We start from the raw sequence: 26,367 nt of genomic DNA, 5'->3' as shown, positions 1-26,367 counted from the left end.
TGGGTGAATAAAGCGGAGGTGCGTCGTTTTTCGAGTAGCCCGATAGTGTGCGCTGGCGTACGCATTCATTTTTCAAATTGCTTTAAGCTTCACGAGTGCATATTCAACCATATGCGGATAGACGATTAATCCATTGAAAAGACGGTCGCTTCGGTATTGAGCCGAATTGCACTGGCCGATCATGTAGTCATAGCGCCAATATGTCCGCACTTTCGGACATGGCGGCAGAGCGCCGGAGGTCGTCGCTATGATGCACTGCGCGGAGTTCGCATTGCGCGTGATCGTCAAAGGTGTAGTTGATCGTTTTCTGTCGAGAGGATGACTATGACCTGCGCGAGTCTCGAGTCTGCAATGCTGCGTTGGGTGCATGCGCCGAACAAGGGCGTGCGTCGTGTCGCGATTCTGTTGTTCAACGACTGCTCGCTGCAAGGAGCAGGAGTTATCGCCGAGATGTTCCAGGCTGCCAACGAACTGTCCACTTCCGGTTCGGGCGCGTGGCTGTACGACGTATCGTTTTTATCCGCCGACGGCGGCATGGTGAGTTCGTCGTCGGGGTTGCGCGTATGGACCGATGGACTCGACGCGCGCCATTACGTCGGCTTCGATGCGCTCTATGTGGCGGGCGGCAAGGGCGCGGCGTCCGCAGCGCGCGATGAGCGGGTGCTCGGATGGCTGCGGCGGGTGCGTCGCAACACCGCGATGATCCGCTCGATCGCCGAAGGGCGCGCGGTGCTCGACGCGGCGGCGCTGCCCGAGGACAAGGATGCGAGCGACCTGCGCCAGCCAACTATGGCCAGGAATGGTACGGGTTCGGCAGAGCAGGGTGCCGTCGAACTGAGCGACCGGCTGGAATCGATGCGCAGCGCGCTCGCGATGATCAAGCGCGATCTGGGCAACGCAACCGCACGCTCGGCAGCCGAACGGCTGCTGTCGGACTCGTGCACGAACCTCGCGCCGCTGCTCGGCGAGGACGGCGGCATGAGTCCCGGCGACAAGGTTCGCGCGGCGGCGCGCTGGCTGCAGGAAAACTGCCAGCAGGCGATTTCGATTGCGGATGCCGCGCAGTTCGCGGCGATGAGCGAGCGCAACTTTCTGCGCCGCTTCAAGATGGAAATGGGTATTACACCGTCGAGTTTCCTGTTGCACGAGCGCCTCGCGGTGACGTGCAGCCTGTTGACCGAATCGGAATTGCCGGTCGACAAGATCGCACGTCGAACCGGGATGGGCAACGGCGATCGGCTCGCGAAAGTGTTTCGCAAGCGGATGAGGATTTCACCGACCGAGTTCAGGATTCAAAGCCGCCGCATGGCGGGCGAGTAGCACCGACGGAGCCAACCCGGTCACCGCGCAGTGCAGGCGGGGACGGGTCCGTTGTACCTTGCAGACCGATAAGGATTCCCGATATGTTGACGCAGGCAGGTGTGAGCGCCCGATCCGTCGAGCCGAACGGCGCAAGCGCCGGGGTTGCTGGCGCGCGCTGCGCGCACATCGTCCCGGTCATTCTCGCGGGTGGCTCGGGCACGCGGCTTTGGCCGGTGTCGCGCGAAAACTTTCCGAAGCAGCTGATCGACGTGGTCGGCTCCGACTCGCTGCTGCAGGCGACCGCGCGGCGGCTCGAGGGCTTCCCGGCGGGCTGGAGCGTCGATGCATCGCCGATCGTCGTGTGCGGCGAGGAGCATCGCTTCGTGATCGCCGAACAGTTGCACGAAAACGGCGTCGACGCGCGTCTGATCGTCGAGCCCGCGCGCCGCGACACGGCGCCGGCGCTGACACTCGCGGCCTCGCTCGCGTGCGCCGCCGGCGACGACGCGATCCTGATCGTGATGCCGGCCGATCACGCGATCGCGGACGTGCCCGCGCTGCAGCGCGCGCTGGCGTGCGCGGCCCACCACGCGAGCGAGGGCGCGATCGCGACGCTCGGCGTGCCGCCGACGCGTCCCGACACCGGCTTCGGCTATATCCGCATCGGCGCCGCATTGGCCGCCGGCGGCCACGCGATCGACGGTTTCGTCGAGAAGCCCGCCGAGGAAATCGCGCGGCAATACCTGAGCGCGGGCACCTATTGGTGGAATAGCGGCATCTTCATCGTGCGTGCGCGCGTGTGGCTCGACACGCTCGCGTCGCTGCGGCCCGACATGCATGCGCCGTGCACGAGCGCGTTCGCGAGCGGCAAGCAGGACGGCGACGTGTTCCGGCCGTCGCACGACACGTTCCTCGACGTGCCCGCCGATTCGATCGACTACGCGGTGATGGAGCGTTTGACCGAACCACCGCCGGCAGAAGGCGACAGCGGGAGCAACGCCGACACGCAAGGCGCGGCGCCAAGCGAGACGCAAGCTCGAAACCCGGCCGCGGACATGCCGCCCGGCGTCGTGATCCCGCTCGAAGCCGGCTGGTCCGACCTCGGCTCGTGGGACGCGGTATGGGCCGCGATGGAGAAGGACCCGAACGGCAACGCCGGGCGCGGGCGCGTGACGTTCGAAGGCGCGGTGTCCTGCTATGCGCATTCGGAAGGGCGGCTCGTCGCGTGCGTCGGCACTGCCAACGTCGTCGTGGTCGAGACCGCCGACGCGGTGCTCGTGGTGGACCGCTCGCATGTGCAGGACGTCAAGGGGCTCGTGTCGCGCATCAAGGCGCAGCACGCGCCGGAGGCCGACGCGCATCGCAAGGTGCGGCGCCCGTGGGGCTTCTACGATTCGATCGATCGCGGCGAGCGCTTCCAGGTCAAGCGCATCGTCGTGACGCCCGGCGCGAAGCTGTCATTGCAACTGCATCATCACCGCGCCGAGCATTGGGTGGTCGTGCGCGGCACCGCGCTCGTCACGCGCGGCGAAGAGCAGTTCCTGCTCAGCGAAAACGAATCGACCTATATTCCGCTCGGCACGCGTCACCGGCTCGAAAACCCGGGCAGGGTGCCGCTTGAAATCATCGAAATTCAGTCGGGTACCTATCTCGGCGAAGACGACATCGTGAGGTTTGACGATAACTACGGCCGCTGCCCGTAGGCAGCTCATGCACACCCTTTTTGCGTACAGGAAGGCAGAACGAGGTAAGGAAAATGCGCAAGTTTCAGGATCTGCTCGCGCGGATTTTCGATGTCGCTTTGGTATTGGTGGGCGCGACCGTGGCGTCACGGATTCGCTTCGACTATCTCGGCCAGTCAGGTTTCTACTGGGCGCTGGTGATGTTTTCGGCTGCGTTCGCGCTCGCGATCTTCCCCGCGTTCGGGGTATATGAATCATGGCGCGGACGCTCGAAGCTCGGGCTCGCCGGGCAGGTGTCGCTCGCGTGGCTGATCGTGCAGGCCTGCGCGCTCGTGCTGATGTACTCGCTGCATCGCATCGATATCGTGTCGCGGCTGTGGTTCTCGTACTGGACGGCGACGACGGGCGGCCTGCTGATCGCGAATCGGGTGATTACGCACGCGGTGCTCGCGCGGGCGCGCGGCGCGGGCATGAACCTGCATCAGGTCGCGATCGTCGGCAGCGGCTCGCAGTGCGATGCGATCCTGCGCCGCATCGAGTCGGCGCCGAGCGCGGGCTTTCGCGCGACCGCCGTCTACAACACGCGCCCGGACGACTCTGGCGTGACGAATCCGCGCGTGCCGGTGTTCGATCGCGTCGATCTGCTGGCCGACTACATCCGCAGCAACGACGTGCACGAGCTATGGCTGATGCTGTCGCTGTCCGAAGAGCCGCTGATCTGCGCGCTGATCGACGAGTTCCGCGACGACCTCGTGAATATCCGCTTCATGCCGGACGTGCGCAGTCATGCGCTGTTCGAAGGCAGCGGCGTGGTCGATCTGCTCGGCATGCCGGCGATCAATCTGGTCGCCTCGCCGCTGTCGGCCAACGCGATGCTGAAGAAGGAAATTTTCGACCGGCTGTTCGCGGCGGCCGCGATCGTGGCCCTCGCGCCGCTGCTCGTTTGCATCGCGATCGCGGTGAAGCTCTCGTCGCGCGGACCGGTGCTGTTCAAACAGAAGCGCAAGGGCGCGGACGGCCGCGTGTTTACGATCTACAAGTTCCGCTCGATGCGCGTGCATACCGAAGCGAAGGGTACCTTAAGCCAGGCGACGCGCAACGACAAGCGCGTGACGAAAGTGGGCGCGTTTTTGCGCCGCACGAGCCTCGACGAGCTGCCGCAATTTTTCAACGTGTTGCGTGGCGACATGTCGGTCGTAGGACCGCGTCCCCATGCGCTCGAGCACGACGACCTCTATCAAAAGGTGGTCGCGGGCTATATCCATCGCTACCGGATCAAACCGGGAATCACGGGCTGGGCGCAGATCAACGGCTTCCGTGGCGAAACCGACCGCATCGAGAAGATGGAGCGTCGCGTCGAACATGACCTGTACTACCTGGGTCACTGGTCGTTCGCACTCGATATGCGGATCATCGGCGCGACGATTGTCGCCGGACTGGTGCATCGAAACGCTTATTAGAAAGTCGATAACAACGCCTCGGGGCGAAGGAGTAAAGATCATGAGCTCACTTGGTTTTCGCACAGGAAGTCTTGTGGTTTTCGCTAGTGCAGCAGTATTACTTTCCGGATGCCAGATCGTGCCGGGACAACGGATGATCACGCCGGCCGGGATTCAGGACACGGGTGGCGAATTCAGTACCGAAGCTTCGCAGCAGAAGCAGATTCCGATCACCGATATCAATCTGGAACTGCTGAGGAAGATTGGTGCCGATCAGAAGGCTTCCCAACTGCCGCCGGAGACGGCGGGGCTGTTCGGCAAGCCGGCGCCGTACAAGCTGGGCCCTGGCGACGTGCTGCAGATCGTCGTGTGGGATCACCCGGAACTCGCGGCCGCTCTTGGCCAGCCGCCGACCAATTCGCGCCCTAGCGATGCGATGCCGGGCTTCCTGATCGATGAAACCGGCGACATCCAGTTTCCGTATGCGGGCACACTGCACGTCGTGGGCAAGACCGTCTCGCAGATCCAGCGCGAATTGAATCAGCGTTTGAGCAAGGTGTACCAGAAGCCTGAGATAACGGTGCGCGTCGCGTCGTTCCGTAACGCGACGGTGTATGTCGATGGCGAAGTGCGCACGCCGGGCACGCAATCGATCAACGACGTCCCGATGTCGCTGACGAATGCGATCGGCCTGGGCGGCGGCTTCACCACGACCGCGGATCGCAGCCGCGTCGATCTGATCCGCAACGGCACGACCTATAGGCTGAACATCGACGACCTCGTCAAACGCGGCCGCAATCCGTCGGAAATCTATCTGCAGCCGGGCGATACCGTGCGCGTGAACGCGCGCGAAGACAGCGGCGTCTACGTGATGGGCGAAGTCAACAAGCCGGCCACGGTGCTGCCGCTGCGCAACGGCTCGCTGACGCTGTCGCAGGCGATCTCGGACGGCGGCAGCTTCGACTCGAACACGGCCTCGGGGCAGCAACTGTTCGTGATCCGCAATTCGACCAGCGAGTCGCCGCAGATCTATCACCTCGACGCGACTTCGCCGGTGGCGATGCTGCTCGCGAACCAGTTCGAGCTGCAGCCGAAGGACATCGTGTACGTCGGCCAGGGCGGTCTCGTTCGCTTCAACCGCGTGCTGAACCTGCTGTTGCCGGCGATCAACGCGGCGGTGACGGGAGTCGTCGTGTCGAAGTAACGCAGGCGTGACGCGATATCTGAACCGGCAGGCCTTGTTGGGTGAAAACATGGCAATCAATTACGAAAATCGCTACGCCGGCGTGTATGAACCGGGGCAGTTGCATCTGTCGGACTACGTGCGCACGATCGTGCGCGGTTGGCGCACGATCCTCATCGTGACGCTGATCGCGCTCGCGCTCGGTAGCGCGTACGCGTTCCTCACGCCGCCGGTCTATCGTTCGGACGTGCTGTTTCACGTTCAGGACAGGACGGCGAATGCGGCGAACGTCAATGCGAACGGCCGGGATGCGGCATCGCCGCTTCCCGGCGCGTACGATTCGAAACCGTCGACCGCGGCGCAGATCGAGCTTTTGAAGTCGCGTCTCGTCACCGAGGAAGCGGTCCGCGCGCTGCACCTCGACATCACGGCGAAGCCGCGTTATCTGCCGGTGATGGGCAGCAGGATCGCGGGACTCGTGAACGGGCACTGGTGGTTCCGGCTGCCGTCGTTCATCAACCTGCGCGGATTCGCGTGGGGCAACGAAAGCATCGCGGTGTCGCGCTTCGACGTGTCGAAGGACCTGTATGGCGAGACCTTCACGCTGGTTGCGGGCGCCGGCAACACCTTCATGCTGCGCGATCCTCACGGCAGCGCGATTCTGTCGGGGCGCGTCGGCGAGACCGTGCAGACCGATACCGCGGTCGGGCCGATCACGCTGCACGTCGACACACTGGTCGGCGCGCCGGGCTCGCGTTTCGAACTGACGCGCGCTTCGACGCTCGGCACGGTGGAGCGTCTGGCGAAGACGATGGTCGTGCAGGAGACGGCCGAGGACTCCGGCGTGATCCGCGTGAGCCTCGAAGGCGCCGACCCGGCGCTGACCGCGGCGATCGTCAACAACGTGGCGCGCCAGTTCGTGCGCCAGGATCTGGCGAGCCGTTCGAGCGAGTCCGATCACACGCTCGCGTATCTCGAGCAGCAACTGCCCGCCGCGCGCAAGGCGCTCGACGATGCGGAAGAACGCTACGGCAAGTTCCGCAATGCCCATGGCACCGTCGATCTCGGCGAAGAAAGCAAGCTGCTGCTGCAGCAGATCGTCGACAACAAGACGAAGCTGCTCGATCTGCAGCAGCAGCGCGCGGAGCTATTGCAGAAGTTCACGCCGAACCATCCGACGGTCGCCGCGCTCGATGCGCAGATCGCCGCATTGCAGGGCGCGCAGAGCACGATGAACCGCAGCGTCTCGACGATGCCCGACACCGAGCAGACCGCGTTGCGTCTGCAGCGCGACGTGCACGTGAACACCGATCTCTACACGAACCTGCTCAACAGCGTGCAGCGGCTGCGGGTGGCGCAGGCCGGGCAGGTGGGCGGCGTGCGCGTGGTGGACTTCGCCGAAACGCCCGACGATCCGGTGCGCCCGAAGCGGATGCTGGTGATTTTGATGTCGCTCGGCGGCGGCCTCGTGCTCGGCTTGCTGCTGGTGTTCCTGAAGCGCGCGATGCGCGGCGGCGTGGAGCGCCCGGACGAACTCGAGGGGATGCTCGGCGTGCCGGTATTCGCGGTGGTGCCGCGCAGCCAGACGCAATTGCGTCTGCAGGAAAAGGTGTCATTGCGCCAGCGCGGGCAGCATGTGCTCGCGCAGCAGGCGCCCGAGGATCTCGCGGTGGAGGGCGTGCGCAATCTGCGCACGTCGCTGCAGTTGTCGCTCGATCATGCGGCCAACAACGTCGTGATGATCACCGGGTCGCGGCCCGATGCGGGCAAGTCGTTTCTGTCGGTGAATCTGGCGACGCTGGTCGCGTCGGCAAACAAGCGCGTGCTGATCATCGACGGTGACATGCGGCGCGGCGACGTGCATTCGCATTTCGGCGTCAGTCATCGGCCGGGACTGTCCGACGTGCTGTGCGGTGGCGATCTCAACGCAATGATCCAGCGCGACGTGCTGCCGGGCCTCGACGTGCTCGCGAAAGGCACGCTCCCCTCGCACCCGGCCGAACTGCTGATGAGCCGACGCTTCGAGGCTATGCTCGAGGTGCTGAAGCCGCAATACGACGTCGTGATCATCGATACGCCGCCGGTGCTCGCCGTGACCGATTCGACGCTGATCGGCAAATACGCGGCGACGTCGCTGCTGGTCGTGCGGCATGGGCGTCAGCCGCTGCACGAGATCATCGAAACCGCCAAACGCCTGCGTAACGGTGGCGTCGGCCTGCGCGGCGTGCTGCTCACTGACGTGCCGCAGGAAGCTGCGTTCCTCGGCTCGGGGTATCAGGGCGGCTATTACGGCTACGACAGCATCGTCGGTTGACACGGCTGCCCGCGCGGCGCGTCTTTGGGGAGCGCCGCGCGGGCAGCCGTGATTGGCGGCATGCTCGTGCCGCCGTCTCGCGAGATCCCTCGCAATCCTTAGCTCAGTGGTGGCGCAGCAGATCGCGCAATGCGTGCGACTCTTCCGCCGGCGGCTCCACGGTCTGCCACGCCGACGGCGGGATGGTCTGCCACGCCGATTCGTGCGACGCGAGCGAGACGAGGCGCTGCGCGTCCTTGCTGCTCGAATCGATCCGCAACGCTTCGTTGGCGTTGTGCGACGCGCACTCCCAACGTCCGACGTTGCTACAGCCGCGCGCGAGACTCAGCAGCGCGTCCCGTTGCTGCTCTAGCGTGCTCACCTGGGCGCGCATGCGGCGCGCGTCGCGATTGTCGGGCTGCGCGGTAATGGCCGCGCCGAGGCGCGCTTTGGTCGCCGACAGATTGCCTCGTTGCAGATAACCGTGCGCGGCTTTCAGATTGCGCTCGGCGTCGGCGCGCTGTTTGTCGGCCAGCTTGAGCGGGGCGGCCAACGTGTCGGTGTTGCTGCTGTGGTTGGTGTTGATCGACGCGACCGCCGTACCGCGCGGCGTGGTCGCGGCGACGCCCGCGCCCGATTTCGTGGTTGGCGCTGCGGTGGGTGCGGTGGTGACGACGAGTGGAGACGATGGCACGACGGCCGGCGTGGTCGCAACGACTGACGGTGACGGTCGGGCCGGGATGGGTGCGGTCGCCACGGCTGGCGGTGACGATCGCGTCACGGTAGACGCGGACGCGACGACGGGCGGTGCTGCGCGAGCTACGGTCGGCGTGGTCGCCACGGCCGGCGGTGCCGAGCGCGTTACGGTTAGCGCGGACGCGACGACGGGCGGTGCTGCGCGAGCTACGGTCGGCATGGTCGCCACGGCTGGCGGTGCCGATCGCGTTACGGTTAGCGCGGACGCGACGACGGGCGGTGCTGCGCGAGCTACGGTCGGCGTGGTCGCTACGGCTGGCGGTGCCGATCGCGTTACGGTTAGCGCGGACGCGACGAAGGGCGGTGCTGTGCGAGCTACGGTCGGCGTGGTCGCCACGGCGGTCGGCGCCGAGCGCGCTACGGTTGGCGCGGTCGCCACGACGGGCGATGACGATGGTGCGACGGTCGAGGTGGTGGCCACGACTGGCGGTGACGACCGCGCCAAGGTGGGCGCGGTCGCAACGACGGGCGACGAGGACGGCGCGACGTTCGGCGTGGCCGCCACGGCCGGCGGTGACGATCGCGCTACGGTGGGCGCGGGCGCGACGACGGGCGGTGACGAGCGCGCCACGGCAGGCGCGGTCGCCACGACCTGCGACGCCGATGACGCGACAGGCGCGCTCACATTCGCCGGTTGCTGCCGCGCGACGATCACGGGACGCGGCGCTTGCGCGACGATCGACGCAGGCGTCGGCGCCGCGGCAACCGACGGCGCCGCATTCCGCGCAACGCTCTGCGCAGGGACTTGCCCAGGCGTGTCCGGGTGCACTGCGCCGGAGAACGTCACTGGCGTGTCGACGCTCGCATCGTCGTCGAGAAGAACGAAGCCGATATACACGGCGCCGAGCGTCGCGAGCGCGGCCGCGGTTAGCGCAAGCGGATGCCGCCGTCGACGTCCGCCCGGCTCGAACGTGGCCTCGTCGAGCAATTCGTAGGGGCTCATCTTCGTTTGCGCGGAGCGCCGCGACGCACGGTCCGCGGGCAAGCCCGCGGCCGCTCGCAGCGGGTCGAGTTGCGCGCGCGATGTACTCAGCGCCCGGGATCGCGCGGTGCGCTCGCCGGGCTTGTCGTCCGTATAGAACGAATCGATCGGCAGCGCATGGCACGCGGGACACGGCGAAAAGCGGCCCGGCAGCGGCACGCCGCAGTATGCGCAATGATGGAAAAATGGCTGGTCGGAAGTCGAGTCGCGCGGCATGGCCGTGTCGCTCCACTGGCGCCGAAGGTCGGCGCCATTAGAAAGAATGAATGCGACGACGCTCGCAGGCGGCGTCGGCCGAACTACTGGACGACGTAACCGCGCGCCTGCATACACGCGCCGTAGGCGGCCCAATAGCGGGTCATCGGAGGCTCGGGCGCGGGCAGCGGCGGCAGCTTCACGTTCGACGCCGCGTTGGCCTGCATCGAAGCGCCCGCTCCATCCGACGCGCCGGCTGCCGCGCTCGCACCCGGTGTCGCCGCCGATGCGCTCGGCGGTGCATTCGCCGTCGCGGTGGCCGGTGCCCCTGGCGCGCTGGCGCCGTTCGCAGCTTCGTTCACGGGCTTCGCCGACGCTGCGCCGCCAGGCGCTTGCGCGCCGGCGAGCGGCGCGCTCGCGGCTTCGGGCGCGCTCGCGTTCCACGGCAGCGGCGTGGCCGAGAAGGAACTGGGGGGAAGCGGGGGTTTCGACGCTACGCCGGTCGACGCACCTTTGGCCGCCGGCGGATGACGCGGCGGAATCTGCGACTCGTGGGCCATGTTGACCCCGGTCACGCGGTTCGCCTCGGCGTAGCACATCGCGTTATCGATGCTGCGCTCGTAAGGGCTCTGACTTCGGATCGGATAGGTGACTGGCCGCCACGCGAACGCGGCAGTGCTCGTCACCAATAGCGTCAGTACGGTATATGTTTTGAATGCCATCGCAGTCACTCCCGCAGCGATGTCTCGCCTTTTTGTGTTTGATTTCGTGTCGTGTTCGAGCTTGTTGTCGATGCCTGGCGCTCGTGTTTCTGTCGCGGCCTGCCGATAGGCCGTGGCGTTGCGGTGCTCGTGCCACGGCTCCCCGGAAGGGCACGTCGCGAATGCCGCTTTGACGAGCGTAGCACCGCGGCTTGGCCGCGCGATGCATCGAATAGCGCGCGAAAACGCCATCGTGCAGTGCAATCAGGACACAATCGGCGAGGCGACGTTGAAGATCGGGACAATCCCTGGTCGCCACGAAGGATCGTCACGAGTCGAAGATGAAGAATCCATCGTATCGCTATCGATCGCTTTGCGCTGCGCTTTGTTTGTCGATGCTGTCGTTCGCCGCGCCGCTCGCGAGCGGCGCGAGCGACGCCAACATGAGCGCGGAGACGGCGGGCGAGCGGGCGAGTTTCGCGCAGGCGTTTTGCGGCGTGCCGCCCGAGCGCATCGGCGCCTATAAGGAGCGGCTCCGAAAGGTGCTGACCGGAGCGACCGATTTCGATCAGCACTGGGACGCGGGCTGGCATCGCGCCGACGACACCAATAGCCAGATGAACGCACTACGCGAGCGAGACCCGACGGAATTCGCGGCGCGTATCAAGGTCAATTGCGAACGGCTCAAGTGGATGGCAGGTAACGCGTTGCGCCCGCCTGCGCAGAAGTGAGTGGAACCATGCTCGATCGGACGGGGGTTTTCCCTGGAAATCGCAGATCCGACGGTATCGAGTACGGTGCGCGGCTGCGGTTTGTTTGCGATAGCGCCCCTCCGCCGTGCAGCGACAAGCCGCAAATCTCGCCGCAAGTATTTGTTTTTGCTTGGGTTCGCAGCTCAGACGCATGATTGCGCCGGCGCGCCGGAACCGCGCCGGTCGTGCAAAAGCTCGGCCGCAGCGCGGCTGCTCCCTACTTCTTGAATTTGTCACTACCCGTCCATATAATTAGCACTCGCTGCACGAGAGTGCTAACAACATCTCCGGTTGGCTCGTCCAGCCGGGTTTTCTCAGCGTTCTTCAGTCTCAATCAGAGAGGAGTATGTATGAACCTTCGTCCTTTGCATGATCGCGTGATCGTCAAGCGTCTGGATCAGGAAACCAAGACCGCGTCGGGCATCGTGATCCCCGAAGCCGCAGCGGAAAAGCCGGATCAAGGTGAAATCCTCGCAGTCGGCCCGGGCAAGCGCGACGACAAGGGCGCAGCGATCGCCCTCGACGTGAAGGTCGGCGACCGCGTCCTGTTCGGCAAGTACGCAGGCCAGACCGTCAAGGTCGACGGCAACGAACTGCTGGTGATGCGCGAAGAAGACATCATGGCCGTGGTGCAGAAGTAAGCGCAAAGTCGCTACTTCCCCGGTTATATCCAAAGTATTCAAGGAGTTAGAAGATGGCAGCTAAAGACGTCGTATTCGGTGATTCCGCCCGTGCCAAGATGGTCGAAGGCGTGAATATTCTCGCCAACGCCGTGAAGGTCACGCTGGGTCCGAAGGGCCGCAACGTGGTCCTCGAGCGCAGCTTCGGCGGCCCGACGGTCACCAAGGACGGTGTGTCGGTCGCAAAAGAGATCGAACTGAAAGACAAGCTCCAGAACATGGGCGCGCAAATGGTCAAGGAAGTCGCTTCCAAGACCAGCGACAACGCAGGCGACGGCACGACGACCGCTACGGTTCTCGCGCAATCGATCGTCCGCGAAGGCATGAAGTACGTCGCATCGGGCATGAACCCGATGGACCTGAAGCGCGGCATCGACAAGGCTGTTGCAGCCGCAATCGAAGAACTGCGCAAGATCAGCAAGCCGTGCACGACCAACAAGGAAATCGCCCAGGTTGGCGCGATCTCGGCGAACAGCGATTCGTCGATCGGCGAGCGCATCGCTGAAGCAATGGACAAGGTCGGCAAGGAAGGCGTGATCACCGTCGAAGACGGCAAGTCGCTGCAAGACGAGCTGGACGTCGTCGAAGGTATGCAATTCGACCGCGGCTACCTGTCGCCGTACTTCATCAACAACCCGGACAAGCAAGTTGCCGTGCTCGACAACCCGTTCGTGCTGCTGCACGACAAGAAGGTGTCGAACATCCGTGATCTGCTGCCGGTTCTGGAACAAGTCGCGAAGGCTGGCCGTCCGCTCTTGATCATCGCTGAAGATGTCGAAGGCGAAGCGCTCGCAACGCTGGTCGTCAACAACATCCGCGGCATCCTGAAGACCGTTGCTGTGAAGGCACCGGGCTTCGGCGATCGTCGTAAGGCGATGCTGGAAGACATCGCGATCCTGACCGGCGGCCAGGTCATCGCAGAAGAAACCGGCCTCACGCTCGAGAAGGCAACGCTGGCTGAACTGGGCCAGGCGAAGCGTATCGAAGTGGGCAAGGAAAACACCACGATCATCGACGGCGCTGGCGAAGCAGCGAACATCGAAGCTCGCGTCAAGCAAGTGCGCAAGCAGATCGAAGAAGCGACCTCGGACTATGACCGTGAAAAGCTGCAAGAACGCGTTGCCAAGCTGGCAGGCGGCGTTGCAGTGATCAAGGTCGGTGCTGCGACCGAAGTCGAAATGAAGGAAAAGAAGGCACGTGTCGAAGACGCACTGCACGCAACGCGCGCAGCTGTGGAAGAAGGCATCGTCGCTGGCGGCGGCGTCGCGCTGATCCGTGCGCGTACGGCGATCGCTGGCCTGAAGGGCGCAAACGCCGATCAGGACGCAGGTATCAAGATCGTTCTGCGTGCAATGGAAGAGCCGCTGCGCCAGATCGTCACCAACGGTGGCGAAGAAGCGAGCGTCGTCGTGGCAGCGGTTGCTGCTGGCAAGGGCAACTACGGCTACAACGCAGCGACCGGCGAGTACGTCGACCTGGTTGACGCAGGTGTCGTGGACCCGACGAAGGTGACGCGCACGGCGCTGCAAAACGCAGCTTCGGTTGCTGGCCTGCTGCTGACGACCGACGCAGCTGTCTGCGAACTGCCGAAGGAAGATGCTCCGATGCCTGGCGGCATGCCCGGCGGCATGGGCGGCATGGGCATGGACATGTAATTCCGCTCGGGCCTCGTGGTCCGGCCGCGTGGTTGAACTGCCGCGCGTCTGGATCACGGACGAGGCCCGCTTGGAAGATCATGTGGGGGGTGCGCGCCGCGAGGCGTTTCCTCAAACGAAAAAACCCGCTCAGGCGGGTTTTTTCGTTTGGAGCCGGCGTTGATGTGGCGGCCAGCAAGCGCTTCCGGACGCCCTTTGTCCGGATCAGGCGCCCGCGACGTGAGCCGTACGCTGAGCCGATCTTCCGAGACACTTTTCGTGCAGGTAGCGGAAAATCTGCGCGACGCTTTGCGCGGGGCTCAGCGTTCCGGTTTCGACGTGCAGGTCAGGATCGATCGGTGCTTCATAGGGCGCTGACACGCCGGTGAACGAGCTGATCTCGCCAGACCTCGCTTTCGCGTAAAGACCTTTGGGATCGCGGCTTGCGCAGGTGGCGAGCGAGGCGGACACGTAGGTTTCGACGAACTTGTCGGCTCCGATGATCTCGCGCGCCATTGCGCGGTCTTCGCGTAGCGGTGAAATCAGCGCGGTAATCACGATCAAACCCGCATCGTTCATCAACTGGGCGACGTGCGCGACGCGGCGGATGTTTTCGCGCCGGTCGTCGCGCTCGAAGCCCAGGTCGCTCGCCAGACCGTGGCGGATGTTATCGCCGTCGAGCACATAGCAGGCATGACCGAGCGCGATTAGCCGCTCTTCGAGCGCGAACGCCAGTGTGGATTTACCGGCGCCGGACAGGCCGGTCAGCCATATCGTGGCGGGCGTCTGATCGAATATGCGCATGCGGTCCTGCGCCGCGATCTTGCCGGTGAAGCGTTGCACGAAGATGGGCGGCTCTTTCATGTATAAGTTCTCCTGTCTCCTTTGGCTCACTCGCAGTGCCAGCCTTGTCGCCACGTGCCAGCGTTGTGCAGGCGTTCCGTGGAATCCGCGATCGTAACGCAAAAGCCTTCTGGGATGCCGTCTGGCAGCGCAATTGAAAATCCGCTGTTCGAACTCGGATAGCCGGCGCTTGCCACATCGGGCCGCGGTTCGCCGCTGAGGCCGGTTGCGACGATCTGCGCGCCGATCCGCACTTCGAGCGGCACTTGCCGCTCTGGCCTGCTCAAGTTGACGGCCCAGCCGCGCACTACACCGTCCCCCACCGTGTCGACGAAGCCGTCGAACAGGTCGGCTAGCGGACGCCGCTGGCTTTGCGCGAACTCCAGATAAATATCGATCGGCGTCAGATCGAAGCGGCGGATCACCTGATGCACGCGCGACAGGAATGAGCCGTCGATGCCTAGAACGGTTGCGCTATAAATGTGCGGATTCTCGAGCTGATCTATTTCTGCCTGGATCACGCGGACCAATTCGAGTGCATTCGAAAAGACGCTGCCCGATTTTTTCGCATAAGCTTCGACGATGCGATTGGCATCGCGAAACAGCTCGTAATCAAGACTATTGTCATCGATAAATTTCTGTCTTGCTGCTTCGCTTAACAGGGCTGTGCCATTCGGTTTGCCATTAATGCGGTTCGCTTGGAAGCAGAACGGTAATTTCATTCCGGTCGAACCGCACAACCGCAGTAAGAATTCGCTCATGTCCTCGCAGACGCCCACGGTACCGATATGTTCGCGCAAATGGATTTGCGCGACGGCGAGGGATGCTTCGTTGACCGCCGGTTCGCCGCTCAGCATCTGCACGAACAGGTTCCGGCCGCCGAGCGATTCGCTGACCCACTCGTCGAGCGATAGCACGCCTTGAAGCGCCATAGCCTCCGGCGTCGACACGCTGACGCCGCGCATGATTTGGCCGTTCTTGCCGTTCGCGGCATACCGGTAGTGAGAGATGTGGCGCGAGAGCGGATCGCGCAGGATCGTGCAGTAGTTGACCGGATGTTTCATCACCCGATGAATCCCAAACGGATGATGTCCACCGCCGACTTGCGTCTCGAGCAGCTTCGCGCGACAGTTTCCCCACCCATCCTGATCCCAAACAAAGCTAATGAATTGATCATTACCTTTGTTCAAATCAAAGCACGAAATAACGGTCGAACCGCCGCATTTCGGTGGATGGATAAAAAAGGTCGGAAAAGACATGTGGGGACATATGGCTGTCAGTGATGCGTAAAGTCTAGGCAAAAGGTGTCCTTGACGTTGTAACGTTTAATTACGCAGGAACACGTCTGGTTACATTGGCGCGAAGACGCGCTGAATGAAAAAACCCGCCTGATAGCGGGTTTCTAGTCGATTACCGATGAATGACGAGGTCAGTGTCGCGCTTCCCCGGGCGCTGCGCCCTTGCCTTGGGCCGGCGGGGTTTCGTCGTCGTCGCTGCCGCGTGCCCAGAAGAAACGATCGGGCATGTACGCCCCCATGCCGGGCCGGAACGCATTGCGCACCGCCTGGTACAGATACTCCTGGCTTTCGCGCACCGCTTCCGCGGGCTCCTGGCCGTTGGCGAGCAGCGCGGCGATCGCCGCGCCAAGCGTATCGGTCAGGCCCGTCAGCCGATGGGGCGCACGGTCCCACAAGTCCTGACGCAACTGGCCGTCCTCGCTGAAAAGCGTGTTGACGAGCCGGTGCGTGCCGGTTTCGGTCGACAGAATGTACTCGCAGCCCTGCGACAGCAGATGCGAGATCGCGGCGTCGAGGCTCGGCGCCTCCGCGTCGCCGTCGGGCTGCGCAAGCGCGAGCAGCGTCGAGGAGTCGGCGACCAGCAGCGTGGTTTGCGGGGCGAGCAGATCGGCGATCGCTTCGCGCAGTTCGTCGGCGGCGAGCACGTGTTCGTCGTCGAGCGTGAAGTCCGGGGCGAGGATCAGCGGGACATCGTCGTAGTCGGCAACCACTTCCGCGATCGCGCTGACCACCTCGGCGCGCGTGCACGCGCCGACCTTGAAGGCGGCGATCGGCATGTCCTCGAGCAGCATGCGCGCCTGCGTCGCGACGATGTCAGGGTCGAGGCCGGTGACTTCATCGCAGCTCGCCGAGTCGCGCACGGTATAGCCCGTGAGCACGGATACGCCGTGGCAGCCCATGCTGGCAAGTGTCATCAGGTCCGCTTGCAGGCCGGAACCGCCAGTGGGATCGGAGAGGCCGAAGGTGAGGACGATCGGAGGCGTGTCGCTGGGCATGAAAATGGATAAGAAAAGCAGGATTTCGGCGCACAGTGCGCAATTGGCTCAATTATGCGGCCTAAACCGTTGACAGGGCGTTTTTTCGCGCGGCTTGCCCGAGGGCCCGCTCCACCGTGTCGCTGGCGCCCGCCCAACGCGTGGCAAGACGCCGCAAGCGGCGCTGACACGGCGCGCGGGCGCCCCGCCGAAGGCCGGTCCACGCTGCGGTTGCGCGTTTTCGATTGCTAGGCATGGGGGCGCCAACACGGTACCATCATGGCTCCCGTTTCCACGGACTCAACGACGCGACAAAAGAATGGAATATCAAAGTTGGATGTGCCTGATTTGCGGCTGGATTTACGACGAAGAGGCCGGCTTGCCCGACGAAGGCATTGCGCCGGGCACGCGCTGGGAAGACGTGCCCATCAACTGGACGTGTCCCGAATGCGGAGCGCGCAAGGAAGACTTCGAAATGGTCCAGATCTGAAGCACGGCAAGCCCCCGGAAGCTTCGGCCCCAAAACGGTGTCCCGAGGTTCGGTCCCGAACCTGAACCCTGAGCTTCAATCCCGAAAGTGAGCGGTGTCGCCACCGCACAATTGCTGCAATCGCTTGATGCGTCCGGCGCACCCGGCGCCTGTCTGAGCGCGCTGGCGCGGAACATCGCCGGACGCGTCGTGTCGCAACGGTAGTCTGTCATTGTCCTGTCGCCGGTTCGCGCGGTGGCCGCTCACTCGGCACGCGGCGCGAAGCGACGGCGCCGTCAGCTTCGTGTCGCCTGCCCATGACTCTTCGATCCGCAGCACCCGTTTCCAACGATGCACTGCCGAACCCGCGCGGCGGCGCGGTCCGCCCGGCGGAACTGGCGCTCGCCGAGGCGTCGCTCTCGTTCGAGCAGCGTCACGAGAGCGGTGCCGCGCTTCTGCGTGCGTCGCATGCCTTGCGCACGGCGGGCTGGCTCAGCGCGCAGCGTTTCGCCGACGCGCTGGTGCGGCTCTCGCCGCTCGCGAGCGACGAGTCGGCCGAAGCGCAAAGCGCCCGGCCGGTGTTCGGCGCGGCGCTGCGCGACTTCCGCGCGGCGCTCGAACGTCACAATCTGCGCGAGCTCAGCTGCTCGCCGACGCTGTTCAACCATTACCGCGAGCTGTGCGCGCAACTCGTCGAACCCACGCCGGGCTCCGCCGTCGCGTTCGAAGAGCTCGCGCTGTGCGCGCGGCCGGTGCCCCCGGCGTCCCTGCACGCTCAATCGGCCGATCAGCTGGCACATCTGCGGGCGCGCTACGAGCGCGCTCTGCTGCCGGTGCTGCGCTCGCAGGCCGACACGGGTAGCGCGGTTGCGCTTGCGGTCACGAACGCCGCGCTCGACGAGCTCGACGCCGTGTTCACCGAACTCGCCGGTCCCGATCCCTACGACTTCTGGCGGCTCGCGCGCGCCTGCGCGAAGGCGCTGCGCGCGCGCGGCCACGCAATTCGCGATACCGAGGCACGGCGCTTTTACGCGCGCTGCAACCTGGCGCTCGCCGATCACGCGCGCGGCATCGAGCGCGCGCCCCGTTCGCTGGTGCGCGCGACGCTCGCGCTGCTGTGGCGCGACTACGCGCTGTTCGGCGCGGCCGCCCAGGACGCCGACCAGGTCGAGGTGCTGCACGATTACGGCTTGACCGTCGACTGGCACGTCGCCGGCACGCAGTCGTCGGAAGCGCTGTGGGAGGCGCGCGCGCTCGAGGCGCAGTCGCTGCCGCACACGCGCGATCTCGGCGTGCTGAGTGTCAACGCGAACGCGTACGAAGATTTCCTGCAGACCGCCGAAGCGTCGATCGAGGCGCTCGCCGCGCATGCCCGCGCGGCCGATCAGCCAGAGAAAGCCGACCCGAGCGAAGCACTGCAGGCGGGCGACGCCGCCTACCGGCTCGGCTCGGCCGCCTGCGCGCTCGGCCTCGGTCACGTGGCGCTGCTCGCCGATGCGCTCGGGCTCGCATGGCGGCGTCGTGCGCATGCGGCCGTCGCGACGCCGGCGGTGCGCGTACACGTGATCGTCGGCGCGCCGGCGGCCGACACGCTCGAGCAGGCCGCCGAGGCGTTGCGCGCGTCGCTGCACAAGGTCGCCGCGGGCGTTGGGCCGGCCGGCGGCAGCTTCACGCAGGCGGCGCTCACCGCGCTCACGCGCGCGATCGAGCAGGGCGGCGCGTGAAGCGCAAGCCAGGCCGAACCAAACGCGCGACGTGGCGCGCGAATTGCGTCCGCAACGCCTCGACCGACGCGCGCCGAATCCGCTGAAACCCATTTTGACGAGTCACGACCCCGCTACTTCGCGACACGCGTCGAACCTGCCGTTCTACGCGGTGTTTCGGCGCCTGATCGCGGCATGGCGCGAGTCGCGCGCGTGATAGAGTGGAACTTGATCCGGCGTCGATGACGCCGCACGTAGCGTGCAACCCAACGCGTTGCAATGCTCAAAGCAGCCCGCCATCGCGCATCGTCTTTGCTAAAATCCGAACTATGTCCAAGAGTACCGATCGCATCAATCTGACCAACCAGTTCCTGATCGCCATGCCGAACATGGCCGATCCGACGTTTTCAGGAACGGTGGTCTACCTTTGCGATCACAGTGAGCGCGGCGCGCTCGGCCTCGTGATCAACCGGCCGACCGATATCGACCTGGAAGCGCTCTTCAATCGCATCGATCTGAAGCTCGAGATCGAACCTCTTCTCCATGTTCCCGTGTATTTCGGCGGCCCGGTGCAAACCGAGCGCGGCTTCGTGCTGCACGATCCGAAAGGCGGCAGCGCGTACACGTCGTCGATGTCGGTGCCGGGCGGGCTCGAAATGACCACCTCGAAAGACGTGCTCGAGGCCGTCGCGAGCGGCAACGGTCCGGAGCGTTTCCTGCTGACGCTCGGCCACGCCGGCTGGGGCGCCGGTCAGCTCGAAGACGAAATCTCGAAGAACGGCTGGCTGACGGTCGAGGCCGATCCGAAGATCGTCTTCGACGTGCCGGCCGAAGATCGTCTCGAAGCGGCGCTCGCGCTGCTCGGCGTGTCGCTGTCGATGCTGTCGGGCGAGGCCGGGCACGCATGAGGGGCCGCGCATGAATCTGCCGGCCGGACGTGAGGCGACGCTGCTTGCGTTCGACTACGGCGTGAAACGTATCGGCGTGGCGGTCGGCAATTCGCTGACGCGCCGCGCGCGGCCGCTCGTCGTCGTGCAGAACCGCAGCAAGGATTACCGTTTCGAAGCGCTCGGCAAGCTGATCGCCGAATGGAAGCCCGATGCGCTGGTGGTCGGTTTGCCGATGCACCCCGACGGCACGCCGCACGAGCGCACGCAGCTCGCGAAGCGCTTCGGCAACCAGCTGAACGGCCGCTTCAATCTGCCGGTCACGTGGGTCGACGAGCGCTACTCGTCGGTCGAGGCCGAGGCGCAAATTCGCGCCGGCAACGCCCGCGCCGACATGCTCGACGCCGAAGCCGCGAGCATCATCCTCCAGCAATATCTTGACGGACTTTCCGACGATCATGAGTTCCATTGACGCCGAAGCGCTGTATCGCGCGTTGCTCGACCAGATTCGCGCGGCCTATGGCGACCAGCTCGCCGCAGCGCACGACGGCGCCCAGGCGGCGGTGCTCGCGGGTATCCATAGCGGCGGCGCATGGCTCGCCGAGCGGCTCGCGCGCGACCTGAACCTGCCGAGCTTCGGCGTGGTGAACGTCGCGCTGCATCGCGACGACTACGCGAAGAAAGGGCTGCACGCGCAGGCGAGCCCGACCTCGCTGCCGTTCGCCGTCGATGGCAGCCGCATCGTGCTGGTCGACGACGTGCTGTACACCGGCCGCACGATTCGCGCGGCGGTAAACGAGCTGTACGACTATGGCCGGCCTGCCTCGGTCGAACTCGCGGTGCTCGCCGATCGCGGCGGACGCGAGTTGCCGGTGGCGGCGCGCTTCGTCGGCGGCGTGGTCGACGTGCCGGCCGACGCGACGCTCGTGCTGGCCCATGAAGACGACGGCGCGGGCGGCCAGCGGTTCTCTTTTCACACTGAAGCACGCGTCGATTGAAACTTGCGCGAGCAACGCGCCGCGTTCTCGATCACGTTGCAGTCCGTATTTGAAGCAGGTACATCATGAACACCGCCACCCAGGCTCCGCAGGATTCCTCCGCTAGCGCATCCGAGCGCTTCCGTTACGGCTTCCTGAAGGGCAACCCGCAGCTCACGAAGAACGGCGAGCTCAAGCATCTGCTGTCCATCGAGGGCTTGCCGAAGGCCATCGTCAATCACATTCTCGAGACCGCCGACCAGTTCGTCAGCGTGACCGACCGCGAAGTGAAGAAGGTGCCGCTGTTGCGCGGCAAGTCGGTGTTCAACCTGTTCTTCGAGAACTCGACGCGCACTCGTACCACGTTCGAGATCGCGGCCACGCGGCTGTCGGCCGACGTGCTGAATCTGAACATCAACGCGTCGTCGACGAGCAAGGGCGAATCGCTGCTCGACACGATCAACAACCTGTCGGCGATGCACGCGGATCTGTTCGTCGTGCGTCATGCGTCGAGCGGCGCGCCGTTCCTGATCGCGCAGCATTGCGCGCCGCACGTGCACGTGATCAACGCCGGCGACGGCCGTCACGCGCACCCGACGCAGGGTCTGCTCGACATGTACACGATCCGCCACTACAAGAAAGACTTCACGAAGCTGCGCGTGGCGATCGTCGGCGACATCCTGCATTCGCGCGTCGCGCGTTCGGACATTCATGCGCTGACCACGCTCGGCGTGCCCGAAGTGCGCGCGATCGGTCCGCGCACGCTGCTGCCGGGCGGCCTCGAACAGATGGGCGTGCGCGTGTTCCACAACCTCGACGAAGGGCTGAAGGACGTCGACGTCATCATCATGCTGCGCCTGCAGAACGAACGCATGAGCGGCGCGTTGCTGCCGTCGTCGCAGGAGTACTTCAAGAGCTGGGGGCTGACGCCCGAGCGTCTCGCGCTCGCCGCCCCGGATGCGATCGTGATGCACCCCGGCCCGATGAACCGTGGCGTCGAGATCGACTCGCAGGTCGCGGACGGCCCGCAATCGGTGATCCTGAATCAGGTGTCGTTCGGTATCGCGGTGCGCATGGCGGTGATGGGGATCGTCGCGGGTAACAACGATTAAGCAGCGACTCATCAGGAAGCCGAAGCACAGGCTGAACCACAGGTTTAACAAAGGCAGCGCATGAAGATTCATATTCAAGGCGGCACGCTGATCGATCCGGCAGCGGGCACCGAACAGCAGCAGGACATTTTTATCGAGGCGGGCAAGATCGCCGCTCTCGGCCAGGCGCCGGCCGGCTTCCAGGCGGAGCGCACGCTCAACGCCCAGGGTCTGTCGATCGCGCCGGGTCTCGTCGACCTGTGCGCGCGTTTGCGCGAGCCGGGCTACGAGCACAAGGCGACGCTCGGCTCGGAAATGGCCGCGGCGCTCGCGGGCGGCGTGACGAGCCTCGTATGTCCGCCGGACACCGATCCGACGCTCGACGAACCGGGCCTCGTCGAAATGCTGAAGTTCCGCGCGCGCAATCTGAACAAGGCGCACGTATATCCGCTCGGCGCGCTGACGGTCGGTCTGAAGGGGCAGGTCATCACCGAGATGGTCCAGCTGACCGAGGCGGGCTGCGTCGGCTTCTCGCAGGCCGATACGCCGATCGTCGATACCCAGGTGCTGATGCGCGCGCTGCAATACGCGAAGACCTATGGCTTCACCGTGTGGCTGCGTCCCGTCGATGCGTACCTCGGCAAGGGCGGCGTCGCCGCGAGCGGAGCGCTGGCGTCGCGGCTCGGCCTGTCGGGCGTGCCGGTCTCGGCCGAAACGATCGCGCTGCATACGATCTTCGAACTCGTGCGCGTGACCGGCGCGCGCGTGCATGTGTCGCATGTGTCGTCGGCGGCGGGCGTCGCGCTCGTGCGCGCGGCAAAGGCCGAAGGCCTGCCGGTGTCGTGCGACGTCACCGTGAACCACGTGCATCTGATCGACCTCGACATTGGCTATTTCGACGCGCAGTTCCGGCTCGATCCGCCGCTGCGTCAGCAGCGCGATCGCGAAGCGATCCGCGCAGGCCTCGTCGACGGCACGATCGACGCGATCTGCTCGGCGCACACGCCGGTCGACGACGACGAAAAGCTGCTGCCGTTCGCCGAAGCGACGCCCGGCGCAACCGGCCTCGAACTGTTCCTGTCGCTGACGGTCAAGTGGGCCGACGAAGCGGGCGTGCCGCTCGCGAGCGCGCTCAATCGCATCACCGCGGCGCCGGCGCAGGTGCTCGGCCTCGAAGCGGCTGGCCGCATCGCGGTCGGCGCGGTGGCCGACCTCTGCGTGTTCGATCGTCATGCTCACTGGCGCGTCGAGCCGCGCGCGCTGAGGAGCCAGGGGCACAACACGCCGTTCCTCGGCTACGAGTTGCCGGCGCAGGTGCGCGCGACCGTCGTGTCGGGTCAGCTCGCGTACGAGCAGCGCTGAGCGGCATCGTCTCGGTCCAGTCAAGGAAAGCCCCGCCCATGAAGCTCGCGTTACGCAAGATCCGTCTCATCACGCATCTGCTGCACGGCATGTGGACCGTCGCGACACGCTTTCCGAACGCGAGCGCCGAGCGGCGTCACGCGCTCAATCGCGCGTGGTCGCTGAAGATGCTGCGGCTGTGCGGCATGCGCCTTGTCGTGCATAACGATGCGGTGCGGCTCGATCGTGGCGCGCTCGTCGTCGCCAATCACATCTCGTGGATCGACATCTACGTGATCAACGCGTGGCGGCCGACGCCGTTCGTTTCGAAGGCGGAGATCCGGCAATGGCCGGTGGTCGGCTGGCTCGCGCAGCAGCTCGACACCGTGTTCATCCAGCGCGAGAAGCGCAGCGACGCGAAGCGGATCATGCACGAACTCGCCGATCGCCTCAGTGCGGGTGAACTGATGTGCGTGTTTCCCGAAGGCACCACGTCGAACGGGCTCGGGTTGCTGCCGTTTCACGCGAACATGTTTCAGGCGGCGGTGTCGGCCGGTGTGCCGGTGCAGCCGCTGTGCATCATGTACGAGGATGCGCAGGGCCGGCAGTCGACCGCACCCGCGTATATCGACGATGTCTCGTTGTCCGACTCGCTCGACATGCTGTTGCGTGGCGGTCCGCTAACCGCTCACGTCTATGTCGGCGCACCGCTCGCACCGAACGCTGACCGGCGGGTGCTCGCGGCGCAGGCTCAGAACGTGGTGGCGAACGCGTTGCGGGACATGCAGGCCGGCAACGCAGTGGCGGGGACGGTCGCGCAAGAAGGCGACGTGGTAGCTGCCTCGTCGTCGAGCGACGCCGCCGAGACGCCGCAAACGCTGATCGAGCCCGTCGATCAGCCGCGCCGCTCGGCCTGAGCGGCGGCGCTGCCGGGCAGCGTCGCCGGCTTCTGTTTAATTGCCCCCGCGCGGCACACCGCACGAATCGCAATCGACCTGCGTCAACGTACGCTCCGCAGGATTTCGCGCGAGCCGTACCGCCGACAGCTTCTGCCCCCACACGCAACCCGAGTCGAGGCCGATCAGGTTGTCACGCAGCATCAGGCCGAGCGCGGCCCAATGACCGAACACGACGGTCACGTCGGCGGTCTGGCGCGACGGCACGTCGAACCAGGGCATGCAACCGCTCGGCGTGGCTGCGAGCGTGCCGCTGCTGCTGAAATCCATCACCCCATCGGCGCTGCAAAAGCGCATGCGTGTCAACGCGCTGCACGTCACGCGCAGACGCTCGATTCCCTTCAGGCCCGGCTTCCAGCGGTTCGGCTCGTTGCCGTACAGGCCGGCAAGCGTTTCTTTCCAGTTCGGCGCACGCAGCGCGCGCTGCAATTCGTCGGCGAGTTCCAGCGTCAGCGTCGTATCCCATTGGGGCAGCACGCCCGCGTGCACCATCAGCATGCCGTTGTCGAAATGCGCGAGCGGCCGGTGGCGGATCCAATCGAGCAGATCGGCGGCATCGGGCGCGGCGAGGATGTCTTCGATCGTGTCGCCTTTCTTCGACTTGCGAATCCCCGCCGACACCGACAGCAGATGCAGATCGTGATTGCCGAGCACCGGCACTGCGCGCTCGCCGAACGCGATGACGTCGCGCAAGGTGTCGAGCGAGTCGGGGCCGCGGTTGATCAGATCGCCGGCGAACCACAGCGGTGTGCCGTCCGGCGGCGCGGCCTTGGCGAGCAGTTGCTGAAACGGCGCACGGCAGCCTTGCAGATCGCCGAAAGCAAGAGGAACGAGAGGAGCGGACGTACTGGAAGCGTTGTGGGGTGTCATCGAGGAAATCGGATCGATTCGATACGCGCGGTGTTGCACGACGCGTGCCACGCTGGGCAGAGCAGCAAGCTAGCGTGACATAATAGCCCGTTTGCGGTTCGGATATCGCGCTATGGACCGCGCGCTATTCCAATACAACAACAGGATGACTCTCTCGTGAACGAAGCCAGCATGTCGTCTCCCGCCGCGAAACAATCATTTCGCACGCTCGTCACCGGTGCGAACGGTTTTACCGGCCGCTATCTGGTCGAGAAGCTGATCGGGCGTGGGCACACCGTGATCGAAGCGGTGTCCGGCCGCGACGAGCCCGACACGCCGACACGCGTCAAGCTCGATATCACCTCACCGGAAGACTGCCGGCGCGTGCTCGACGCCGTGCGGCCCGATTACATCGTGCATCTGGCCGCGATCAGCTTCGTGGGACACAACGATCCGCTCGACTTTTATCGCGTCAACGTGATCGGCACGCTGAACCTGCTGGAAGCCTGCGCCGCGATCGGCCACGTGCCGCGCAAGCTGCTGATCGCAAGCAGCGCGAACGTGTACGGCAACGTCAGCAGCGCCGCGATCGACGAGAGCTTTGCGCTGACGCCGGTCAATCATTACGCGGCCAGCAAGGCGGCAATGGAAGCGCTGGTGCGCACATGGTTCGACCGTCTGCCGATCCTGATCGTGCGGCCGTTCAACTACACCGGCCGCGGCCAGGCGGTGAACTTCCTCGTGCCGAAGATCGTCAGCCACTTCGCACGTCGCGCGGCGTCGATCGAACTCGGCAATATCGACATCGCGCGCGACTTCTCCGACGTGCGCTATGTGGCGAGTGCGTACGAGGCGCTGCTCGACTCCGATGTCGCCGCCGAGATCGTCAACGTCTGCACCGGCAAGCCGTATTCGTTGCGTGAGATCCTGACGACCGCGAGCGAACTCACCGGTCACGACATCGAAGTCCAGGTCAATCCCGCCTTTGTCCGGCAAACGGACGTCAAGATGCTTGCCGGATCGCCCGCCAAATTGCAGTCGCTGGTGCCGGCGGTCGAGTCGATCCCGTTCATCGATACGCTGCGCTGGATGCTCGCGGCCTGAGCGCGTTCGCGCGAGCAATCTTCTGATGGTCTGCATTCGCGGCCGTTCGCGGTGCTTTTGCCCGTTCTTCCTGTTCGTTTCCCGGTCTTTGCGCGCTGGACCGCATAGTATGTCGTGCAGATCATTACAAGCGTCAAAATGCGCGTAACCGCACCGAAAGGCTCCATTTTGCAGACCAGCGGCAACGAATTCTGTCAAGCTGTTTCAAGTTGTTAGGGTTCTAGTTTTTGCACTGGGCAGCTTTATAATTGTGGCTTCATAAAATTGGCGTCTGAG

The 26,367-nt window shown here is 64.9% G+C and carries 24 protein-coding genes; 18 read left to right on the top strand and 6 right to left on the bottom strand.

All coding sequences use genetic code 11. The annotated features are described in order from the left end of the window. Window positions 1-324: 324 nt before the first annotated feature. The 5 genes from AB3X86_RS01125 (at window position 325) to AB3X86_RS01105 (ending at window position 7,920) form a co-directional block, all read left to right on the top strand. Entirely contained in the window at window positions 325-1,320 is a 996-nt protein-coding gene (locus AB3X86_RS01125; RefSeq protein ID WP_368594990.1) for a GlxA family transcriptional regulator, read from the top strand. Between the two features lie 83 nt (window positions 1,321-1,403). Then, complete coding sequence (locus tag AB3X86_RS01120) at window positions 1,404-3,005, top strand: sugar phosphate nucleotidyltransferase (protein ID WP_368594619.1); 1,602 nt, start codon at window positions 1,404-1,406, stop codon at window positions 3,003-3,005. A gap of 53 nt (window positions 3,006-3,058) precedes the next feature. Next, complete coding sequence (locus tag AB3X86_RS01115) at window positions 3,059-4,444, top strand: undecaprenyl-phosphate glucose phosphotransferase (protein ID WP_368594618.1); 1,386 nt, start codon at window positions 3,059-3,061, stop codon at window positions 4,442-4,444. A gap of 40 nt (window positions 4,445-4,484) precedes the next feature. Beyond that, window positions 4,485-5,627, top strand: coding sequence for a polysaccharide biosynthesis/export family protein (locus AB3X86_RS01110; RefSeq protein ID WP_176379101.1), 1,143 nt, complete (start codon window positions 4,485-4,487; stop codon window positions 5,625-5,627). Between the two features lie 49 nt (window positions 5,628-5,676). Continuing rightward, entirely contained in the window at window positions 5,677-7,920 is a 2,244-nt protein-coding gene (locus tag AB3X86_RS01105) for a polysaccharide biosynthesis tyrosine autokinase (protein WP_368594617.1), read from the top strand. Window positions 7,921-8,023: 103 nt separating this feature from the next. Here the strand turns inward: AB3X86_RS01105 and AB3X86_RS01100 are convergent, their stop codons facing one another. Then, window positions 8,024-8,593 (bottom strand): hypothetical protein, encoded by a 570-nt coding sequence (locus tag AB3X86_RS01100; protein ID WP_368594616.1) that lies wholly within the window; start codon window positions 8,591-8,593, stop codon window positions 8,024-8,026. Window positions 8,594-8,603: 10 nt separating this feature from the next. On the opposite strand from AB3X86_RS01100, the gene AB3X86_RS01095 reads away from it, so the two are divergent. Next, entirely contained in the window at window positions 8,604-9,590 is a 987-nt protein-coding gene (locus tag AB3X86_RS01095) for a hypothetical protein (RefSeq protein WP_368594615.1), read from the top strand. A gap of 346 nt (window positions 9,591-9,936) precedes the next feature. On the opposite strand, the gene AB3X86_RS01090 is transcribed toward AB3X86_RS01095, so the two are convergent. Continuing rightward, entirely contained in the window at window positions 9,937-10,554 is a 618-nt protein-coding gene (locus AB3X86_RS01090; protein ID WP_368594614.1) for a hypothetical protein, read from the bottom strand. A gap of 320 nt (window positions 10,555-10,874) precedes the next feature. Between AB3X86_RS01090 and AB3X86_RS01085 the strand changes: the two genes are divergently transcribed. From AB3X86_RS01085 to groL, 3 genes are all read left to right on the top strand, one after another. After that, entirely contained in the window at window positions 10,875-11,264 is a 390-nt protein-coding gene (locus AB3X86_RS01085; RefSeq protein WP_368594613.1) for a hypothetical protein, read from the top strand. A gap of 371 nt (window positions 11,265-11,635) precedes the next feature. Then, window positions 11,636-11,926, top strand: a complete 291-nt coding sequence (groES, locus tag AB3X86_RS01080) for a co-chaperone GroES (protein ID WP_008923887.1) — start codon at window positions 11,636-11,638, stop codon at window positions 11,924-11,926. Window positions 11,927-11,979: 53 nt separating this feature from the next. Further along, the gene (gene groL / locus AB3X86_RS01075) at window positions 11,980-13,620 is read left to right on the top strand and encodes a chaperonin GroEL (protein ID WP_013088588.1); all 1,641 of its coding nucleotides are present in this window, start codon (window positions 11,980-11,982) and stop codon (window positions 13,618-13,620) included. A 204-nt stretch (window positions 13,621-13,824) separates the two neighbouring features. Here groL and cysC read toward each other — a convergent pair whose 3' ends face one another. From cysC to AB3X86_RS01060, 3 genes are all read right to left on the bottom strand, one after another. Next, entirely contained in the window at window positions 13,825-14,463 is a 639-nt protein-coding gene (gene cysC, locus AB3X86_RS01070) for an adenylyl-sulfate kinase (protein WP_368594612.1), read from the bottom strand. Window positions 14,464-14,489: 26 nt separating this feature from the next. Then, the gene (locus AB3X86_RS01065; protein WP_368594611.1) at window positions 14,490-15,701 is read right to left on the bottom strand and encodes a chondroitin 4-O-sulfotransferase; all 1,212 of its coding nucleotides are present in this window, start codon (window positions 15,699-15,701) and stop codon (window positions 14,490-14,492) included. Between the two features lie 170 nt (window positions 15,702-15,871). After that, complete coding sequence (locus AB3X86_RS01060; RefSeq protein ID WP_368594610.1) at window positions 15,872-16,735, bottom strand: hydroxymethylpyrimidine/phosphomethylpyrimidine kinase; 864 nt, start codon at window positions 16,733-16,735, stop codon at window positions 15,872-15,874. A gap of 298 nt (window positions 16,736-17,033) precedes the next feature. Here AB3X86_RS01060 and AB3X86_RS01055 point away from each other — a divergent pair, with 298 nt between their 5' ends. The 8 genes from AB3X86_RS01055 (at window position 17,034) to AB3X86_RS01020 (ending at window position 24,099) form a co-directional block, all read left to right on the top strand. After that, window positions 17,034-17,204 carry a rubredoxin gene (locus tag AB3X86_RS01055; RefSeq protein ID WP_006047743.1) on the top strand — a complete coding sequence of 57 codons (171 nt, stop codon included), beginning with the start codon at window positions 17,034-17,036 and terminating at the stop codon, window positions 17,202-17,204. A 296-nt stretch (window positions 17,205-17,500) separates the two neighbouring features. After that, a complete protein-coding gene (locus AB3X86_RS01050; RefSeq protein WP_368594609.1) occupies window positions 17,501-18,907 on the top strand; it encodes a hypothetical protein in 1,407 nt (468 codons plus the stop codon). Window positions 18,908-19,215: 308 nt separating this feature from the next. Further along, window positions 19,216-19,794 carry a YqgE/AlgH family protein gene (locus tag AB3X86_RS01045; RefSeq protein WP_013088593.1) on the top strand — a complete coding sequence of 193 codons (579 nt, stop codon included), beginning with the start codon at window positions 19,216-19,218 and terminating at the stop codon, window positions 19,792-19,794. A gap of 10 nt (window positions 19,795-19,804) precedes the next feature. Beyond that, window positions 19,805-20,245: a Holliday junction resolvase RuvX gene (ruvX, locus tag AB3X86_RS01040; protein ID WP_368594608.1), complete on the top strand. Its 441-nt coding sequence runs from the start codon at window positions 19,805-19,807 to the stop codon at window positions 20,243-20,245. Beyond that, a complete protein-coding gene (gene pyrR / locus AB3X86_RS01035) occupies window positions 20,232-20,771 on the top strand; it encodes a bifunctional pyr operon transcriptional regulator/uracil phosphoribosyltransferase PyrR (RefSeq protein WP_368590163.1) in 540 nt (179 codons plus the stop codon). The genes ruvX and pyrR overlap by 14 nt, the downstream gene beginning before the upstream one ends. A gap of 65 nt (window positions 20,772-20,836) precedes the next feature. Then, a complete protein-coding gene (locus AB3X86_RS01030; protein WP_368594607.1) occupies window positions 20,837-21,862 on the top strand; it encodes an aspartate carbamoyltransferase catalytic subunit in 1,026 nt (341 codons plus the stop codon). 60 nt (window positions 21,863-21,922) lie between these two features. Next, window positions 21,923-23,203 carry a dihydroorotase gene (locus tag AB3X86_RS01025; RefSeq protein ID WP_368594606.1) on the top strand — a complete coding sequence of 427 codons (1,281 nt, stop codon included), beginning with the start codon at window positions 21,923-21,925 and terminating at the stop codon, window positions 23,201-23,203. 38 nt (window positions 23,204-23,241) lie between these two features. After that, the gene (locus tag AB3X86_RS01020; protein ID WP_368594605.1) at window positions 23,242-24,099 is read left to right on the top strand and encodes a lysophospholipid acyltransferase family protein; all 858 of its coding nucleotides are present in this window, start codon (window positions 23,242-23,244) and stop codon (window positions 24,097-24,099) included. 36 nt (window positions 24,100-24,135) lie between these two features. Here the strand turns inward: AB3X86_RS01020 and AB3X86_RS01015 are convergent, their stop codons facing one another. Beyond that, window positions 24,136-25,008, bottom strand: a complete 873-nt coding sequence (locus tag AB3X86_RS01015; RefSeq protein WP_368594604.1) for a symmetrical bis(5'-nucleosyl)-tetraphosphatase — start codon at window positions 25,006-25,008, stop codon at window positions 24,136-24,138. Between the two features lie 171 nt (window positions 25,009-25,179). Between AB3X86_RS01015 and AB3X86_RS01010 the strand changes: the two genes are divergently transcribed. Next, entirely contained in the window at window positions 25,180-26,091 is a 912-nt protein-coding gene (locus AB3X86_RS01010) for a GDP-mannose 4,6-dehydratase (protein WP_176367708.1), read from the top strand. Window positions 26,092-26,367 lie beyond the last annotated feature (276 nt).

It is taken from the genome of Paraburkholderia sp. BR14374 (assembly GCF_040948685.1).
Taxonomy (GTDB): Bacteria; Pseudomonadota; Gammaproteobacteria; order Burkholderiales; family Burkholderiaceae; genus Paraburkholderia; species Paraburkholderia youngii.
Note: the sequence above shows the minus strand (reverse complement) of the source record. Positions and strands in the feature narration are given on the sequence as shown.

What these genes read in the sequence shown, in the direction of transcription:
- AB3X86_RS01125 (WP_368594990.1), top strand. Translation starts at nt 325, where the DNA reads ATGACCTGCGCGAGTCTCGAGTCTGCAATGCTGCGTTGGGTGCATGCG.
- AB3X86_RS01120 (WP_368594619.1), top strand. Translation starts at nt 1,404, where the DNA reads ATGTTGACGCAGGCAGGTGTGAGCGCCCGATCCGTCGAGCCGAACGGC.
- AB3X86_RS01115 (WP_368594618.1), top strand. Translation starts at nt 3,059, where the DNA reads ATGCGCAAGTTTCAGGATCTGCTCGCGCGGATTTTCGATGTCGCTTTG.
- AB3X86_RS01110 (WP_176379101.1), top strand. Translation starts at nt 4,485, where the DNA reads ATGAGCTCACTTGGTTTTCGCACAGGAAGTCTTGTGGTTTTCGCTAGT.
- AB3X86_RS01105 (WP_368594617.1), top strand. Translation starts at nt 5,677, where the DNA reads ATGGCAATCAATTACGAAAATCGCTACGCCGGCGTGTATGAACCGGGG.
- AB3X86_RS01090 (WP_368594614.1), bottom strand. Translation starts at nt 10,554, where the DNA reads ATGGCATTCAAAACATATACCGTACTGACGCTATTGGTGACGAGCACT.
- AB3X86_RS01085 (WP_368594613.1), top strand. Translation starts at nt 10,875, where the DNA reads ATGAAGAATCCATCGTATCGCTATCGATCGCTTTGCGCTGCGCTTTGT.
- groES (WP_008923887.1), top strand. Translation starts at nt 11,636, where the DNA reads ATGAACCTTCGTCCTTTGCATGATCGCGTGATCGTCAAGCGTCTGGAT.
- groL (WP_013088588.1), top strand. Translation starts at nt 11,980, where the DNA reads ATGGCAGCTAAAGACGTCGTATTCGGTGATTCCGCCCGTGCCAAGATG.
- cysC (WP_368594612.1), bottom strand. Translation starts at nt 14,463, where the DNA reads ATGAAAGAGCCGCCCATCTTCGTGCAACGCTTCACCGGCAAGATCGCG.
- AB3X86_RS01065 (WP_368594611.1), bottom strand. Translation starts at nt 15,701, where the DNA reads ATGTCTTTTCCGACCTTTTTTATCCATCCACCGAAATGCGGCGGTTCG.
- AB3X86_RS01060 (WP_368594610.1), bottom strand. Translation starts at nt 16,735, where the DNA reads ATGCCCAGCGACACGCCTCCGATCGTCCTCACCTTCGGCCTCTCCGAT.
- AB3X86_RS01055 (WP_006047743.1), top strand. Translation starts at nt 17,034, where the DNA reads ATGGAATATCAAAGTTGGATGTGCCTGATTTGCGGCTGGATTTACGAC.
- AB3X86_RS01050 (WP_368594609.1), top strand. Translation starts at nt 17,501, where the DNA reads ATGACTCTTCGATCCGCAGCACCCGTTTCCAACGATGCACTGCCGAAC.
- AB3X86_RS01045 (WP_013088593.1), top strand. Translation starts at nt 19,216, where the DNA reads ATGTCCAAGAGTACCGATCGCATCAATCTGACCAACCAGTTCCTGATC.
- ruvX (WP_368594608.1), top strand. Translation starts at nt 19,805, where the DNA reads ATGAATCTGCCGGCCGGACGTGAGGCGACGCTGCTTGCGTTCGACTAC.
- pyrR (WP_368590163.1), top strand. Translation starts at nt 20,232, where the DNA reads ATGAGTTCCATTGACGCCGAAGCGCTGTATCGCGCGTTGCTCGACCAG.
- AB3X86_RS01030 (WP_368594607.1), top strand. Translation starts at nt 20,837, where the DNA reads ATGAACACCGCCACCCAGGCTCCGCAGGATTCCTCCGCTAGCGCATCC.
- AB3X86_RS01025 (WP_368594606.1), top strand. Translation starts at nt 21,923, where the DNA reads ATGAAGATTCATATTCAAGGCGGCACGCTGATCGATCCGGCAGCGGGC.
- AB3X86_RS01020 (WP_368594605.1), top strand. Translation starts at nt 23,242, where the DNA reads ATGAAGCTCGCGTTACGCAAGATCCGTCTCATCACGCATCTGCTGCAC.
- AB3X86_RS01015 (WP_368594604.1), bottom strand. Translation starts at nt 25,008, where the DNA reads ATGACACCCCACAACGCTTCCAGTACGTCCGCTCCTCTCGTTCCTCTT.
- AB3X86_RS01010 (WP_176367708.1), top strand. Translation starts at nt 25,180, where the DNA reads ATGTCGTCTCCCGCCGCGAAACAATCATTTCGCACGCTCGTCACCGGT.